This is a genomic window from Marinobacter sp. V34 (assembly GCF_055524115.1).
In genome coordinates, this window is record NZ_JBUPZY010000001.1 from 277,291 (window position 1) to 293,430 (window position 16,140).

Here is a 16,140-nt window from a genome sequence, read left to right on the forward strand (position 1 = left end):
CTGACCTGACCAGTGGACATGGGTAGCAATGGGGTGCGTGGTTTATGAAACTGGTGAGTGATAAGCAGCCGTCCAGTGCCTGCGAAGAGGAAGCCGCTGTGCGGCTGCGCGCCCTGGTGCGACATGCGTCCATTGAGGCAACGCCCCGTCAGATACTGGCGCTGGAGCATTTGCCGGATTTGCTGCCTGTGGGCACGTGTGTTTACGTGCCCTTCCTGCCAAAGGGGCAATTCAGTGACACTCTTCAGGCCTGCCGACATCTCCTTTCTGTGGGTATGCAGCCGATTCCCCACGTACCCGCGCGCATGGCGGAAAGCCGGGGCCAACTGCGGGACTGGTTGTCCCAACTGGATGAAAGCGGCGTTGACCGGTTGTTGCTGATTGCTGGCGACAGCGATGCCATCGCCGGTCCCTTTCCGGATACGCTGGCGGTTCTGGAATCCGGGCTGCTTGCCCAGTTTCGGTTTCATGGCGTTGGGGTGGCCGCCCATCCGGATGGCCACCCCATGGCCGACCGAGCAACGCTATCGCAGGCCCTTGGCATCAAACGTGAATATGCTCGCACCACATCGACCCGGCTCTGGGTGGTCACTCAGTTTACGTTCGATGCCAATGTCGTCATCGACTGGCTGCAAAGCCTGGGCGACATCCTGGAAGAAGTGCCGGTGTACATTGGCATGGCCGGCCCCACGCGGGTGAAAACCCTCATTGCCTACGCTGCCCAATGTGGCGTAGGCGCGTCTGCCCGTTTGATGCTGAGACGCCCTGGCAGCGCCAAACTGTTGCGCGCGTGGACGCCGGACGGAATGGTGCGCGCGCTTGTCCAGTACTGCCTGAACAACCCGGATACCTTGCTACGAGGCATTCATCTTTTCCCATTCGGTGGCCTGCGCCAATCGGCGCAATGGATTCAAGAACACAGCGGGTCCGTTGAGGACCAGAGAGGTCAGTTCCATGAGTCTTCAGTACAGTAAGCTGACACCCGCAACACCACCGGAGGCCGACTTTCCGCCGCCAGGCACTCCGGATATTGAGATCGCCCGCTCGGTCCAGCCTCAGTCTATTCTGCTGCTGGCCCAACAGCGTTTTGGTCTGCCGGGGGAGAGCCTGGTGCCGTTCGGCCACTACAAGGCCAAACTGGACATGGCCTATGTGGATACCTCTGATACCGCACCTCGGGGCAAACTGGTGCTGGTGACCGCCATTACGCCCACGCCAGCGGGGGAGGGCAAGACCACCACCAGTGTGGGATTAAACGACGGCTTCAACCGCCTGGGGGTGCGTTCTTCCGTGTGCCTGCGAGAGCCCTCCCTGGGCCCCTGCTTTGGCATGAAAGGGGGCGCTGCCGGCGGTGGCCGCGCGCAGGTCATTCCGATGGAAGATATCAACCTGCATTTCAACGGTGATTTTCACGCCATCACCACCGCCCACAACTTGCTGGCGTCGTTGATCGACAACCACATTCACTGGGGCAATGAAACGGGCCTGGACCCTCGCTATGTGAGCTGGCGAAGAGTGATGGATCTGACCGACCGCTCCCTGCGCAACATGGTGTGTGGGCTTGGTGGTGCGGCTCATGGCGTGCCCCGGGAAACCGGGTTCGACATTACGGTGTCGTCCGAAATTATGGCGATCCTTTGCCTGGCGGACGGTCGGGCGGACCTGAAGCAGCGGTTGGGCAATATCATTATCGGCAGGCGGTCTGATATGACTCCGGTGACCGTTCGTGACCTGGGCGTGGAAGGGGCGCTGACCGTACTTCTGAGAGAGGCGCTGCAGCCCAATCTGGTCCAGAGCCTGGAACACAATCCGGTGTTCATCCACGGTGGGCCGTTTGCCAATATTGCCCACGGCTGCAACTCCGTAACCGCCACCCGTGCCGCCCTGGCCCTGAACGATGTGGTGGTCACTGAGGCAGGATTTGGCGCTGACCTAGGGGCGGAAAAATTCATTGATATCAAGTGCCGGCAAACCGGGCTACGCCCCGATGCTGCCGTGGTTGTCTGTACCATCCGGGCGCTCAAGATGCAGGGTGGTGTGCCTCGCAGCCAACTCTCCATTCCTGATCTTGCTGCCTTGAGGGCAGGCGCCGTCAACCTGGAACGGCATATTCTTAACCTGCAGCAGTTCGGGCTGACGCCGGTGGTGTGCATCAATCGCTTCCCGGACGATACCGAGGAGGAAATGTCGCTGGTGCAATCCATCAGCGAGTCGCTGGGTGTTCGTGCGGTGCCTGCCGACCACTGGGCCATGGGTGGTGAGGGTGCCACCGAACTGGCCCAGGCGGTGCTCGATCAGATGGACGAAGGCACACCGGAGGTGAACTTTCTCTATGAAGACAGCCTGCCACTGGCGGACAAGATTCGCACCATTGCCACGCGTCTTTACCACGCCGGTAGCGTGGAATTCACCACGGTGGCGAAGCGGCAACTGGAGGAATATGAAAACCTGGGGTTTGGCCACCTGCCGGTGTGTATAGCCAAGACACAATATAGCTTCTCGGCGGATTCGTCGGTGAAGGGAGCGCCATCTGGCCATACGCTGCCCGTAAGGGAAGTGCGCCTGGCGGCCGGAGCCGGCTTTGTGGTGGTGGTGTGTGGCGACATCATGACCATGCCCGGCTTGCCGCGCCATCCCGCGGCGCTGGATATCGCGCTGGATGAAAATGGCCTGGTGGTAGGGCTAACCTGAACCGGTGTCCTCGAAAATGCCATAGGTTGGTTCAGCCCGGGCGCGTCTCAATGCCTGCCGGGAGGAGGATGGCAGGCTGGCCATGGAATCGGTAAGAACCGTATTGGAAGAGCCCTGGGAATAAATCTCCATTCGCTCGTATTTGGGCGCGCGCCCCATGGTCTTGCGATAGCAGCGGCTGAAGTGAGTGGCAGACACGAAACCACACATGGAGGCGATTTCCACAATTGAGCAGGACGTCTGCTTGAGTAGTCGGCGCGCCCGGTTGAGACGTACCCGCAGGTAATAGCGTGAGGGCGTGCATCCCATGTGCTTGAGAAACAGCCGTTCCAGTTGCCGCCGCGAAATGCCGGCCAGTGTCGCCAGTTCCTTCAGTTCGATGGGCTCCTCAATATTCGCCTCCATCAACTGGGCCGCTTCCGCCAGTTTGGGTTGGGCGCACGCCAGCCGTGGATGCATGGGCATGGGTTGCTGTTCGCTTTCCTCGCGAACCCGGTCGCATACAAACATGTGGGATACTGCGTTGCTCAGTTCCTGGCCATGACGCCGTGCCAGAAAACTGAGCATCATGTGCATGGGTACGGTGCCGCCGGTGCAGGTCATGCGTTCTCGCTCGACAGTGAACAGGCGGTTGTTGGTCTGTACCCGTGGGAAGCCTTCCTGCATGGCTTCCAGGCACTCCCAGTGGGCGCTACAGGCATGGCCGTCCAGAAGGCCCGCACTGGCCAGTACATAGGGGCCGGTGCAGACTGCTCCGAGTAGGACGTGGCGCCGCGCCATCAGCTTCAGCCAGATGACCTCCTTGCGAGAGAAACTGCGTGTGACATCAATGCCGGCCACCACGATCACCAGGTCAAAGCGATGTTCTTCTTGGATAGACGCATCCGGCAACATGGAAATGCCATCGCTGGCACGGGCGGGTTCGCCTTCGGCGGTGAGCAGCTTCCAGGAATAGAGTTCAGTACCGGCCAGCTGGTTGGCCATGCGCAGTGGTTCAACGGCCGTGGCCAGGGCAATCAGGGTGAAATTATCGATCAGCAGAAAGCCGACCCGGTAGGGCTCTTGGGCGGGCCTGTCTGTGTGTGAGCCTTTGTCAGCGGTCATGGTAAACCCCCTTGCCCCGCCTGGGCCTGTCGCGGCAATGTCTGGCTGTCACACCTAATTTGATTGCCTCAACTTGAACACTAGCTGTTGCGCTTTCATAGTGCAATAAGTGATCAGCTCCAATGTGACCTCATTCTATGCTGGCGGCCCGATAGCGAATGGTCCATAACCGACACGCGACTTTGCGGAATGATCCAGATGCGACGTACATTCTGTTGTTAGAGGATCAGAGCTGTCGTAAACCATCGTTCGAGTGTCGTCAGCAAGCAGGCGTCGGACCGCCGATAGCGCTATCCTTGAATCACACCCCAAGGCAGGAGGCTGCAAAGTGGCTGTCAGTCTGTTTGAGCTGTTCAAGGCCGGCATTGGCCCGTCCAGTTCCCACACCGTCGGGCCCATGGAGGCCGCGCGCCGGTTTGCAGGTGGCCTGGCCGATAAACGTCTGCTGGCTTCCGTGCACCGGCTGAAGGTATCCCTGTATGGCTCTTTAGGTGCTACCGGCAAGGGTCATGGCACTGGCCCGGCTGTGATGATGGGGCTGGAAGGAGAGCGGCCGGCTCGGATTGATCCCGAGCAAATGCCGGGTCGGCTTGAGCGTATTCGAGGCACCGGAACCCTCAGCCTCGCCGGTCAACATCAGATTCGTTTCTGCGAGAGTACCGATATCGTGTATTACCGCCGAAAATCCCTGCCTGAACACCCCAACGGTATGGTCTTCCAGGCCCTCGGCGAGGACGGGCAGTGCCTGTGTGAGCACACCTATTACTCGGTAGGCGGTGGTTTTGTGGTGGCGGCGAACTCTGACGGTAGCCTGGAAATCCGCACAGACGACACGCCTTTGCCGTATTCCTTCAACAGCGGGAAAACCCTGTTGTCCCTGTGTCGGGAAAACGATCTCACCATCGCCGACATTATGTTGGCCAACGAGCAGGCCTGGCGTACGCCCGATGAGATTCGAGAGGGCATTCTCGAGCTCTGGCGAGTCATGCGTGAGTGCGTGCAAAACGGTATCCGCCATGAAGGCGAATTGCCCGGAGGCCTCAAAGTCCGGCGGAGGGCGGCGTCGCTGTATCGCTCGCTGATGGATAAAACGCGGGTGGACCTGATATCGCCGTCGTTGAGCGCGCTCGACTGGGTGAATCTCTATGCTCTTGCCGTGAATGAAGAGAACGCGGCCGGCGGCCGGATTGTGACCGCACCGACCAACGGTGCCGCCGGCATTATTCCTGCGGTGCTGCATTACTACTGGGAGTTCTGCCCCCAGGCGGATGAGGATGGTGTTATCCGATTTATGCTGACAGCAGCGGCGATTGGTGTGCTGTTCAAGGAAAATGCGTCCATTTCCGGGGCGGAAGTGGGCTGTCAGGGCGAAGTGGGATCGGCCTGTGCGATGGCTGCTGCCGGCCTGGCTGCTGCCACGGGTGGCTCACCTGAGCAAGTGGAAAACGCCGCCGAAATCGGTATGGAGCATCATTTGGGCATGACCTGTGACCCCATCGGAGGGCTGGTGCAGATTCCGTGCATAGAGCGCAACGCCATGGCGTCGGTGAAGGCCATCGATGCGGCCATTATGGCCCTGCGAGGCGACGGCAAGCATTTCGTCTCCCTCGACAAGGTGCTTCACACCATGCGGGAAACCGGCCGCGATATGCTGGACAAGTACAAGGAAACCTCAAGGGGCGGGCTGGCGGTCAACATCATCGAATGCTGACCGCCAGATAGCGAGACTTGACGCTGATCAGGACTTCACCCGTTCGTTGTCTGGATCAAACAGCGCGCGGTAACCCACCGCCTCGATGCGGACAGGGTAATGCTCCATGAAGTATTCCAGCATCAGTTCCCGCCCTTCCTGGGCGTACTCCACGGGAATGTAGCCCAGCAGGATAATCCGCCCCACAGAAGGCCCCCAGACCGCACTGGTGTTGTAGGAACGGCGGCCGTGTCTGTCTATCAGTACCTCGCCGGTTTGCGGGTCGAGGATGGGCCATTGGCCCACCGGATAGCGCAGCACGCCGTTGGCGTCCCGGTGGTCTGTCATGGTCATGGTGCACAGGTAGGCGGCCTGTTGAGGCCATTCCCGCTGCTCCAGATAGGCGGCCTTGCCGTGGAAATCCGCTTCTTTGACCTTGGGCCGTTGCAGCCCAGCTTCGTAAAGGTTGTATTCCGTTTCCAGATCCACGTTCTGCAGCCGCAGGCTCTTTTCCAGGCGTCGGGTGTTGGCGTAGGTTTCGATGCCCACGGGGGTAACACCAGCGTCGTAGAGCAGGTCCCAGATGCGCAGGCCGTAGCTGAACGGGAAATAAAGTTCCCATCCCTGCTCGCCCACGTAGGATATCCGGAACGCCCACACTGGCACGCCCTGAACGTTCAGTTCCCGCGCGGTGGCGAAGGGGAAGTTCTCAGCCGACAGGTCGTCAGGGTTGGTGACGAACTGTGCCAGCGTTTCCCGCGCCTTTGGCCCCCAAAGCCCCAGGGTGGCCAGGTCATCGGTGCGGTCCTGCAGGTGGATGTTGTTCAGACCTTTTTCCCGTGCGATGCGTTTGATCCAGCAATGGTCCCGATGGCCAGTGTCGCCGCCGCAGACCACCCGATAATCGTTGTCGCCCCGCCGGATGATGGTCAGGTCTGAGCGGATGCCGCCACGGGCATCGAGGAAGTGGGTGTAGACACCCTTGCCATGAGGAACGGTGCCGCCCACCTTGGCGACGGACAGATACTCAAGCAAGGTTTCGGCATCATCACCGGAGATATCGAAAATGGCGAAGTGGGAGAGGTTGATCATGCCCACGGATTCGCTCATTTCCAGTTGCTCGGCGTTGGACACTTCCCAGAAATGCCGGGCGTCCCATTCATGCTCCCGCACTGGAATGCGATCGCGATATTTCGCCAGCAGAGTGGGTTCGTTGGCAGCGTAACCATGGGCCCGTTCCCAGCCTGCGGCTTCCATAAAATAGGCGCCCAGTTCAACTTCCCGCAGATAGAACGGGCTAGTCCGCATCTTGCGGCCAGTCATGTAGGGCTCACGGGGATGAACCGCCGGGGTGTAGATTTTCTTGGCGGTTTCATAGCAGCGGCTATACACGTAGTCCGGGGTTTTCTGCAGTGGATAGTGGCGGGCGATGTCGATGCTGTGAGGGTCCATTTCCGGAGAACCATGGGTCATCCAGTCCGCCAGGACTTTGCCGGCACCGGGGCCGTCTTTGACCCAGACCGCTTCACAGAACCAGAGGTTGTGCACTTCCGGGGATTCCCCCATCAGTGAACCACCGTCGGGCGTCACCGACAGCAGGCCGTTGAAAGAGTGCTTTTCCTCCCAGCCCAGTTCGCCGAGGATCGGCGTCATTTCGATGGCTTTTTCGTACGCGTCCATAACCTGGTCCAGTGTCAGGTCACGCATGGAGGGCGACATTCGTGCCTCGCCGGGTTCGGAAATAGCGCCTGGGTAGACCAGCCGAGGGTCTTCCGCTTCGTAGTAGCCCCATTCAATGCGCCCACCTTCGGTGGTGGTGGGGTCGCCCGTGTCACGCACATAGGCGGAGTTACCCTGGTCCCGGAACAGGGGATAGACAATCTGCTTGCCGGTGCCGGCCAGCTCCTCGTAGGGGCCGAAGAACAGCAGCGGATGCTCCAGTGGCATCAGAGGCAGGGGCGAGTTGGCGGTGTTTGCCATCAGCGGTCCCCAGATACCCATGGAGAGCACAACATACTCGGTTTCAATGTAGCCCTTATGGGTCTCGACACCCCGCACCTGGCCGTCCTGTACGTCGATGCGGATGGCCGGGGTGTAGGCAAAGGCTTGCAGTTTACCAGTGGCGACGGCTTCCTCCACCAGGTCGCCCGCGACACTCTGGGAGCGGGGCACCACCAGCCCTGCGTCCGGGTCCCACATGGCGCCCTGGATACAGTCTTCGTTCAGCAGGGGAAACAGTTCTTTCGCCTGTTTCGGTGAGATCATACTGACGTTGGTGCCGAACGCCTTGCCGGAACCGACCTTGCGGTGGAGTTCGTCCATGCGCTCGTCGTCATCTACGCGGGCCACCTCCATACCACCGCATCTCACGTAATTGCCGCGTTTCTCATAGAACGCCTGGCTGTACTTGGTGGTATAGATGTTCAGCTTGTCGTGGGAGGTGGTGAAGCAGAAGTCCGAGGCGTGGGAGGTGGAACCGATGTCTGAGGGAATGGCGGACTTTTCCAGCCCTACGATGTCGTCCCAGCCCTGTTCTATAAGGTGGTGGGCTACCGATGAGCCAACGATACCGCCCTGGCCAATGATGACGACTTTTGCACGTTTCGGTAGTTGTGCCATCTTGATCCCCCTATACTCACAATGACAGCCGCATGCGCGGCCTTGATTCAATGTGGCCCGGATTGGTCATGGGTGGTAAATCCAATACGACACCAAGTCGTCCAAAAGCGGCAGAGACATTCGCGCAATATTCGCTCCTGACCGGTTTTCGAGGTGAACAGTTGAGTCCCGTGGCAATCGGGACTTTACTTGCGGTATGGACAGGAGCGGCGTTCGGCAGATCGTGTATCAGATTGGCATGGTGACAGTGGTGGCCATCGCCGTAGGGAGTGCTGCTTCGCTGGCAGCGATCGGATTTGTGGATGCGGTGCATTATCTAAACGACCGCCTGCTTGTTTCCCCTTACGCCCGCATACTCGCGGAGGACCAACCGGGGCTGGTAGCGGCTGCGACGCTTCTCGTGCCCACCGTTGGTGGCCTGATCGTCGGCCTGGTTGTGCACTTCCTGGTTCAGGAAAAACGTGGCCTGGCCCCGCCGGATGCGATCCTGGCTGCGCAGACCACCAGGCCGGCTCCTGGCTTCAGGAGCGGTGCGGCATCAACATTTGCGGCGCTGGTCTCTCTGGGTAGTGGTGCGTCGGTTGGGCAGTATGGTCCGTTGGTGTACCTGGGCGCGGTGTTCGGGAATCTGGTTGGGCGTCTGCGGCTCAATCTGCGTCACCAGCGTTCCATTGCGATTGCCTGTGGTGTGGCGGCGGCCATTTCCACGGCGTTCAATGCACCGATTGCAGGGCTGGTGTTTGCCCACGAAGTGATCCTGCGACACTATTCATTGCGTGCGTTTGCACCGGTTACGGTAGCCGCTGCGACCGGTTATATCATCGCCAATGTGATTTTTGACCGGCCCGCGCTTTTCCTGGTGCATTTTGATCGCGTGGCGCATAGCTACGAGTTCGTGTTCTTCGCTCTCGAAGGTGTGCTGTGCGCGGGGCTGGCCTGGGTGTTCATGGTGCTGCTTCGGGTCAGCACCAATGCCGCACATCGATGGATAGGCGTCGCGTGGGCACGACCGGCTGCTGCGGGGTTGACCGTGGGGCTGGTGGCCCTGTGGATACCGGAGGTGCTGGGGATTGGGCAGGAAACCCTGCGCTTTGCCACCATCGGGGGTGCATTCGGTATTGGTGAACTGGCGTTGATCATCGTTGCCAAGCTTGGGTTGACGGCGATGTGCGTGGGGTTTGGCTTTGTGGGTGGGGTTTTCAGTCCGGCCCTGCTGATCGGAATTCTCTTCGGAGCTTTTTTCGGTCTGGTGCTGCCCTATGTGGTACCAGTGCCCCACTCAGGCCTGGTGGTGTATGCCATTTGCGGCATGATGGCACTGGCCAGTTCCGTTATCGGGGCCCCGCTGACCACCATTCTGATTGTGTTCGAACTGACCCGCAGTTACGACCTGACGATCGCCGCCATGGTGTCTGTGGTGTTTGCCAATCTGATTTCCTATCGCGTGATTGGGCGTTCGCTGTTCGATCTGCAATTACGTGCCCGTGGCTTCGACCTGTCCCTGGGGCGCGACAAGGCGATACTGGAAACTCACAGGATCTGTGACTATCTCTCCAGGGTAGTGACCACGGCCAACGCCCACGACACAGTGGGCGATGTTCGTCAGCGCCTGGTGGAGGACCATCGTTCGGAGGCCATGGTCCTGAACCTGGAGGGCAAACTGCTGGGTGTGCTCAGGCTGCAGGGCATAGTTAACTGCGCCGCCGATACGCCGGTGTCTGACGTGGCGATCAGATCGTTCACCCTTTTCGATCACGACACCACGGTGTGGCAATCCATGGAGTTGTTGAGGGGGTTCCTCGGCGAAGCTGTACCGTTGGTGGACCGGGATGGCCGATTGATTGGTGTGGTTCCGGAAGAGGCGGTCATTCGGGCGTATCTTGAGATCGTGCATGACCTGCGAGAGGAAGAAAATGAAGCGGCTTAGCCTCTCGGCTCTTTGTTTGCTGATGTTCAGCCTGTTGATCTTTCCGGCAGCTTTGCAGGCGCAAAAAGAGGATGGGGAGCGCGAGGCGCTCACTGTTGTCACTTGGGGTGGTGCCTACGAGGACAGCCAGCGAAGGGCCTATTTCGAGCCTTATACGGCGGCAACCGGTGTCGAGATTGAGACCGTGCATTACGACGGTGGCGTGAAGGTGTTGCGGGAGCATCTTGCCGGTGATGGTGCCGAGTGGGATGTGATTGACATGATCCAGTCCGACGCCAGTGCTGCCTGTGAGGAAGGCCTGCTGGACTCCATTGACCCGGGCATTCTGGCACCCGCCCCCGATGGCACGCCGGCAGTGGATGATTTCATGGAAGACACCATTCATCGGTGTTTTATCACCCAGATTGTGTTCTCGACCGTTATTGCCTTCGACAACCGGGCGTTTCCGGGCGTAAAACCAGACAGTGTTGAGGACTTTTTCAATCTGGAGGATTTTCCTGGCAAACGGGCGCTCAGGAAGTCGCCGGTCGGGCTCTTCGAATGGGCGCTGCTGTCGCTTTCGGTGCCGAGAGAGCAGCTTTACGACCTGCTCAGTACCCGGCGCGGGCTGGAGTTGGCGTCCCAGCGGCTGGATGACATTCGCGAGGCGATCATCTGGTGGACTCGCGGAGACGAATCGGTGGAACTGCTGACCAGTGGCGAGGCGGCCATGGCTACGGGCTACAATGGTCGGTTCTTCCATGCCCGGGCCATGGAAGGTGCCCCGATCTCGGTTATCTGGGACGGACAATTGATTGGCTTTAACAGTTGGGCGATTCCCCGTGGCACCGATCAGTCAGACCTGGCGGCGGATTTTATCGCCTTCGCAACCCGGGCGGAAAACATGGCTGCCCAAGCCAACCTGATCAGCTATGGGCCAACACGCAAGTCGGCCCAGCAGAGGGTGGGGTTGCACACCGATGTAGGGGTGCCCATGCGGCCCTACATGCCAACGGCGCCCTCTCATTTGGACAGCGCTGTTATCCGTGACCACCATTGGTATTCGCAGACTGTTGAGCTGCGGGAGCAATGGCTGCAGGAGTGGTTGGAACGCCAGTAGGGCGTTCAGGTCAGTTCGCAGGCTTCGGTAATCACCCGGTTTCGACCAGCGGCCTTGGCGCGGTAGAGCATGGCGTCGGCCCTGCTGATGGCATCATCGATGCCCTGTCCGGGCAGGTACTCGGCAATACCGACCGTTGCGGTCACGGAGACACCTGCGATGGGTGCCCTCTCAATGGCGCGGCGGCAGCGCTGTGCAGCGTGGCGAGCGCTGCGAAGATCCACACCCGGTGTGGCGACGAGGAATTCGTCTCCGCCCCAGCGTGCGGCGAGGTCCACTTCACGAACGGTGTTGGAAAGGATAGCGGCGAAGCCGCGAATCACCGCATCACCAACTTCGTGACCGTAGTCATCGTTGATGCTCTTGAATTCGTCAATATCAATAAGAATGATGGTAAGAGGGCGCTGGTATCGGTCTGCCTGGGCGGTTTCGGCAGACAGGAAACGGTCAGCACCCCGGCGGTTTGCCAGGCCGCAGAGTGGGTCTGTGTTTGCCCAATGATGCAGAGTTTCGGCTCGCTCAAAGGCACTCCAGGAGCGTTCACGCAGCAGCGTTCCGGAGCTGGTTAGCACCAACAGCACGGTGAGGAACAGATGAATGCGCAGCAGGTATACCCAGTTTTGGCAGTGATCGCCCGCCGCCTGGAAGCATTGAAAGATTTCCTGGGTGGCCAGCGCACCCGAAAACAGCAGGGTCGCGACACCTGTCACCATGCCGCCCCGAAAACCAAGCGCAATAAATCCGCCAACAATCATTATACCCACCGCCCAGTAGTGCCCGCCCGTGAGCAGAAGAAGGTCTTCGCCGAGCGGGTCGCCAACCGCAAAATGCCATGCGAGGCGGCTGAGAATCATCGTGCCGACCACGGCGACGAGAGAAATTTCCATGGTTCTGAGCTGGAAGGATCGGTGCCAGAATGCGAAGCCAAGAACGGCGAGAGTGACGGAGAAAACAGGGTAGGCGATGGTAATGAACGGGTCGCCCTGTTCCCGGAAGGCCCAACTGAGCATCATGATAGCCACGGTCAGGGCCAGTACGCCAAAATAGGTGCGCCGCCGGTAGGTCTCAAGGCGGTTAAGTTCTGTTCTGACGGCGTGGAGGTGATTTCCGGGGGCTGGGTCCATAGCGTTTGTAATTCCGTATATTGCGGGCGCATTTGGGGCGCCGACATAACCACAGAAGATTGTAGGCATTAGCTACAGATATTAGCGTGCATTCCGTGTACGAGTCCACGTTTGCCCTCCGATGTTATCCGGCGGGATCATGGGAACCTGGCAATTTGTTAGAGTAGGCAGTCGTCATGGGTAACGTTTATCAGATTCTCGCTGATACTGTCCTGACCATTCATGTGCTGGTGGTGGCCTTCGTTCTGTTCGGGTTGGTTCTGGTGCTGGCAGGCAATGGCCTGGGTTGGCGCTGGGTGAACAATCTCTGGTTCCGGCTGGCGCACCTTGGCGCGATTGTCGTCGTGGTTGCAGAGGCCTGGCTTGGCATTGTCTGCCCGCTGACCACGCTGGAAATATGGCTAAGGTCAAAGGCCGGCGTTGATGGGTACGCCGGCAGCTTTATCGAGCATTGGTTGCAGCAGATTCTTTATTACGATGCGCCAGCCTGGATGTTTACTGCCGCCTATACGGTATTTGGGCTTCTGGTCGTCGCTACCTGGTGGTGGTTCCCGCCTCGCTCGCGCAGGTAGGCACCATTCTCACTCTTATCAAGGAGATTTTTAACGTGGAGCTGTCGTCTCCCGGAAGCTGGACCCTTCTTCAGGGTGGTCTCGTGTTTTGCGTGTGTGCAGTCGTCATTGCACTGGCCGGTACGCGTATCACACGGGTTGTGGATCAACTCGCTGACCGCACGGGAATAGGCGAGGCCGCGGCCGGTGCTGTGCTTCTGGGGGCTTCGACTTCCCTGGGCGGGTCGGTGCTGTCGGTGACTGCAGCGTGGCATGGCAACGCGGAACTGGCCGTGAGCAACGCCCTGGGTGGCATTGCTGTCCAGACGTTCTTCCTCGCGGTGGCGGACATGGTCTATCGTCGCGCCAACCTTGAGCATGCCGCTGCGTCGGTTCCGAACATGATGCAGAACGGCTTGCTGATCTGCCTTCTGGCGTTGATCCTGTTCGCTCCCCACCTACCGGACGTGACGTTCTTCGGTGTTCATCCGGTCACGCCGGTTCTGCTGGGCGCTTACATCTACGGAATTTACCTGGTGCGGGACGCATCGGAATCGCCCATGTGGCGGCCTTCAATAACCAGGGACACGTGGGAAGACAAGCCGGACGACGTAACAGCCATGCCGCCGTTGCTGCGGTTGTGGACTGAGTTCCTGGCGTTGATGCTGGTACTCGGCATTGCAGGCTGGATGCTGGAGCCGGCGGCAACGGTGATCGCGGACAGGACTAACCTGAGCCAGACCGTTGTCGGGGTGATGTTGACGGCAATCAGTACGTCAATACCCGAGCTGGTGACGTCCATAGCCGCTGTTCGTCGAGGCGCGCTGACCTTGGCCGTGAGCGGCATTATTGGCGGCAACGCGTTCGATACGCTGTTTACCGCAGCGTCCGATATCGCCTACCGGAAGGGGTCGATCTACCATGCCATGCCGGAGGATTCGGTATTCTGGGCGGCGCTCACCCTCTTGATGTCCGGTGTGCTGATGATGGGGTTGATCCGCCGTGAGCGCCACGGTATCGGTCAGATCGGTACGGAGAGCATGGTTATTATGATTCTCTACCTACTGGGCGTGGTGTTGCTGCTGGCGGGCTAATCAAACCGTCTTGCCTGACTGAAACGATCCCGCCAGTAGTATCCGTTCAGGGACGAGCGGGTAACGCCGATGGAGGTCGAGGAATGAATGAAACTGTCACCACCCATGTAGATGCCGGCATGCTGGTCCTTGCCTTTGATACGGAAAAATACCAGGTCGCCAGCACGCAGTTGGTCACGCCCGACCACGTCACCGGATGCCAGCATCTGTGAGGTTGTACGGGGTAGCTGGCGGCCGAGTGCTTCATCGAAGGCGGTGGCGATGAAGCCGGAGCAATCGAAGCCATTGGCTGACGTGCCGCCATAGCGATAAGGCGTGCCTTCGTAACGCTCGAATACCTGCCATAACCGATCCGCTGTCGCCGCATCCTCCGGTGTGGCGCTGTGAGAGGGCTGCCAGGTGGTGCCATTTGCTGGAGGCAGGTTCTGATTGCTGGCGCAGCCCGCCAGGCCGAGGGCCATCAGGGTTGCGAACAGCGGAAGCAGTAGGCGCCGATTCATGGGGAAACCTCAAATCATTATACAAAGACGTACTCTAAAAGGCCTGGCGGCAGTTTGTCAGGTTAAAGTTTGCTTCGATTTATTTTCTGTAGAGGCCACTTGACGGCTCAAGGACATTTCGCGAACTATGCCTTTAGGCTTTCAGCTTCCGAGGTTTCTATGAGTCCTCCCTTCTCAGACAAGACGCAGCGCCTTTACGTAAGAAATGCCTCCCTTGGCGATATACCGGGAATCATTGCCCTGAGCCGCCGAGTGTACGAGGGGACGGGGATGTACGGCTATAGCGCAGGCCCGTTAACCGGGCAGATCAACACCTTTCCGGAAGGCCAATTCGTCGCCATGCTCGGTGACCGGGTGGTGGGCTACTGCGCGACTTTCCGTATTGGAGAAGACATTGCGCTGGCGCCTCATGACTGGACAGAAATCACCGGTAACGGCTACGCGTCGCGCCATGACCCGGAAGGGGAATGGCTGTACGGCATGGAGGTGTGCGTAGACCCCGACTGCCGTGGCTACCGCATTGGTGAACGCCTGTACAATGAACGCAAGACGCTCTGTCAGGCACTGGCGTTGCAGGGAGTCGTGTTCGCGGGTAGGTTGCCGACGTTGGCCAAGCGCCTGAAAAAGTTCGAGTCAGTGGAAGACTATGTCGAGGCAGTGAAATCGAAAAAGCAGCGGGATCCGGTGTTGTCGTTCCAGTTGCACAATGGTTTTGAAATCCACGGCATTATTCCGCACTACCTGGATGCAGACCATGCTTCCCTTGGCTACGGTATTCACCTTTCTTGGCGGAATCCAAAGGTGGCCCGCAACGGCGATAACGGCAAACGCAAGCGATACGGCCGGCGAATGCCGGACACCGTTCGAATCGGCACCGTTCAGTACCAGCAGCGCCGGGTGGCATCGTTTGAGGAATTCAGCGATATCGTCCGGTACTTCGTGGATGTAGTGTCCACCTACAAAGGCGATTTCGTGGTATTTCCGGAATTGTTCACGCTGCAATTGCTGTCTATTGAAAGCCGTGAGGGCACCCCTGCGGAAGCCATCGAAGCGGTAACGGAATACGCCGAACCCTTCCGCAACCTGATGCGGGATCTGGCCCTGAGGCACAACATCAATATTATCGGTGGTTCCACGCCGGTCAAGGAAGAGGACGGCCGGGTTCGCAACGTCGCCTACGTGTTCCTGCGTGACGGGCAGGTGTTTTCACAGCCCAAGATTCACCCCACGCCGAACGAGGCCTACTGGTGGAATATCACCGGAGGTAGCCGTGTCACCGCTATAGAAACCGACTGCGGCCCCATTGGCGTACTGGTGTGTTACGACGCTGAGTTTCCCGAGCTGACCCGTCACCTGGTGGACCAGGGAATCCAGATCCTGTTCGTGCCTTTCTGCACCGATGAACGCCAGAGTTATCTTAGGGTTCGGTATTGCTGCCAGGCCCGCGCAGTGGAAAATCAGCTGTTCGTGATTATGTCGGGCAATGTCGGCAACCTGCCCAAGGTGCCCAACATGGAGTTGCAGTACGGCCAGAGTTGCATCCTGACACCCTGTGATTTTCCCTTCGCCCGTGATGGCATCGCCGCGGATACCACGCCGAACGTGGAGACCGTCGCCTTTGCCGATCTACGGCCGGAAACACTGCTTACCGCCCGCAACAGCGGTACCGTGAAGAACCTCAAGGATCGTCGCCACGACCTGTACACGGTGAACTGGCGCGGACACTGACCCATTGATGGCT

At 59.3% G+C, this 16,140-nt stretch carries 12 protein-coding genes; 8 read left to right on the forward strand and 4 right to left on the reverse strand.

What is annotated here, in order from left to right:
- Window positions 1-44 precede the first annotated feature (44 nt).
- Window positions 45-974, forward strand: coding sequence for a methylenetetrahydrofolate reductase (locus AC0B60_RS01400; RefSeq protein WP_465083446.1), 930 nt, complete (start codon window positions 45-47; stop codon window positions 972-974).
- Complete coding sequence (locus AC0B60_RS01405; RefSeq protein ID WP_465083448.1) at window positions 955-2,691, forward strand: formate--tetrahydrofolate ligase; 1,737 nt, start codon at window positions 955-957, stop codon at window positions 2,689-2,691. Before AC0B60_RS01400 ends, AC0B60_RS01405 begins: the two co-directional genes overlap by 20 nt.
- Here the strand turns inward: AC0B60_RS01405 and gbdR are convergent.
- Window positions 2,683-3,795 (reverse strand): choline metabolism transcriptional regulator GbdR, encoded by a 1,113-nt coding sequence (gene gbdR / locus AC0B60_RS01410; RefSeq protein ID WP_465083450.1) that lies wholly within the window; start codon window positions 3,793-3,795, stop codon window positions 2,683-2,685. The two genes, AC0B60_RS01405 and gbdR, sit on opposite strands and share 9 nt — an antisense overlap.
- A 328-nt stretch (window positions 3,796-4,123) precedes the next feature.
- Between gbdR and AC0B60_RS01415 the strand changes: the two genes are divergently transcribed.
- Entirely contained in the window at window positions 4,124-5,506 is a 1,383-nt protein-coding gene (locus tag AC0B60_RS01415) for an L-serine ammonia-lyase (RefSeq protein ID WP_465083452.1), read from the forward strand.
- A gap of 27 nt (window positions 5,507-5,533) precedes the next feature.
- Here AC0B60_RS01415 and AC0B60_RS01420 read toward each other — a convergent pair whose 3' ends face one another.
- Window positions 5,534-8,104: a GcvT family protein gene (locus AC0B60_RS01420; protein ID WP_465083454.1), complete on the reverse strand. Its 2,571-nt coding sequence runs from the start codon at window positions 8,102-8,104 to the stop codon at window positions 5,534-5,536.
- Between the two features lie 196 nt (window positions 8,105-8,300).
- Between AC0B60_RS01420 and AC0B60_RS01425 the strand changes: the two genes are divergently transcribed.
- A complete protein-coding gene (locus tag AC0B60_RS01425; RefSeq protein ID WP_465083455.1) occupies window positions 8,301-10,031 on the forward strand; it encodes a chloride channel protein in 1,731 nt (576 codons plus the stop codon).
- Entirely contained in the window at window positions 10,018-11,130 is a 1,113-nt protein-coding gene (locus tag AC0B60_RS01430) for an ABC transporter substrate-binding protein (RefSeq protein WP_465083457.1), read from the forward strand. The genes AC0B60_RS01425 and AC0B60_RS01430 overlap by 14 nt, the downstream gene beginning before the upstream one ends.
- Before the next feature lie 5 nt (window positions 11,131-11,135).
- Here the strand turns inward: AC0B60_RS01430 and AC0B60_RS01435 are convergent, their stop codons facing one another.
- Window positions 11,136-12,254 (reverse strand): GGDEF domain-containing protein, encoded by a 1,119-nt coding sequence (locus tag AC0B60_RS01435; RefSeq protein ID WP_465083459.1) that lies wholly within the window; start codon window positions 12,252-12,254, stop codon window positions 11,136-11,138.
- Between the two features lie 176 nt (window positions 12,255-12,430).
- On the opposite strand from AC0B60_RS01435, the gene AC0B60_RS01440 reads away from it, so the two are divergent.
- Both AC0B60_RS01440 and AC0B60_RS01445 read left to right on the forward strand, forming a co-directional pair.
- Complete coding sequence (locus tag AC0B60_RS01440) at window positions 12,431-12,826, forward strand: DUF2784 domain-containing protein (RefSeq protein WP_465083461.1); 396 nt, start codon at window positions 12,431-12,433, stop codon at window positions 12,824-12,826.
- Between the two features lie 35 nt (window positions 12,827-12,861).
- Window positions 12,862-13,899 (forward strand): sodium:calcium antiporter, encoded by a 1,038-nt coding sequence (locus tag AC0B60_RS01445; RefSeq protein WP_465083463.1) that lies wholly within the window; start codon window positions 12,862-12,864, stop codon window positions 13,897-13,899.
- Here AC0B60_RS01445 and AC0B60_RS01450 read toward each other — a convergent pair.
- On the reverse strand, window positions 13,896-14,399 hold the full coding sequence (locus tag AC0B60_RS01450; protein ID WP_465083464.1) for a C40 family peptidase: 504 nt from the start codon (window positions 14,397-14,399) through the stop codon (window positions 13,896-13,898). The genes AC0B60_RS01445 and AC0B60_RS01450 overlap by 4 nt on opposite strands.
- 159 nt (window positions 14,400-14,558) lie before the next feature.
- Between AC0B60_RS01450 and AC0B60_RS01455 the strand changes: the two genes are divergently transcribed.
- Window positions 14,559-16,127: a nitrilase-related carbon-nitrogen hydrolase gene (locus AC0B60_RS01455; protein ID WP_465083466.1), complete on the forward strand. Its 1,569-nt coding sequence runs from the start codon at window positions 14,559-14,561 to the stop codon at window positions 16,125-16,127.
- Window positions 16,128-16,140 lie beyond the last annotated feature (13 nt).

Bases quoted from the DNA above. Each gene is read 5' to 3' on its own strand.
- AC0B60_RS01440 (WP_465083461.1), top strand. From the start codon at position 12,431: ATGGGTAACGTTTATCAGATTCTCGCTGATACTGTCCTGACCATTCAT.
- AC0B60_RS01425 (WP_465083455.1), top strand. From the start codon at position 8,301: ATGGACAGGAGCGGCGTTCGGCAGATCGTGTATCAGATTGGCATGGTG.
- AC0B60_RS01455 (WP_465083466.1), top strand. From the start codon at position 14,559: ATGAGTCCTCCCTTCTCAGACAAGACGCAGCGCCTTTACGTAAGAAAT.
- AC0B60_RS01435 (WP_465083459.1), bottom strand. From the start codon at position 12,254: ATGGACCCAGCCCCCGGAAATCACCTCCACGCCGTCAGAACAGAACTT.
- AC0B60_RS01405 (WP_465083448.1), top strand. From the start codon at position 955: ATGAGTCTTCAGTACAGTAAGCTGACACCCGCAACACCACCGGAGGCC.
- gbdR (WP_465083450.1), bottom strand. From the start codon at position 3,795: ATGACCGCTGACAAAGGCTCACACACAGACAGGCCCGCCCAAGAGCCC.
- AC0B60_RS01430 (WP_465083457.1), top strand. From the start codon at position 10,018: ATGAAGCGGCTTAGCCTCTCGGCTCTTTGTTTGCTGATGTTCAGCCTG.
- AC0B60_RS01420 (WP_465083454.1), bottom strand. From the start codon at position 8,104: ATGGCACAACTACCGAAACGTGCAAAAGTCGTCATCATTGGCCAGGGC.
- AC0B60_RS01400 (WP_465083446.1), top strand. From the start codon at position 45: ATGAAACTGGTGAGTGATAAGCAGCCGTCCAGTGCCTGCGAAGAGGAA.
- AC0B60_RS01450 (WP_465083464.1), bottom strand. From the start codon at position 14,399: ATGAATCGGCGCCTACTGCTTCCGCTGTTCGCAACCCTGATGGCCCTC.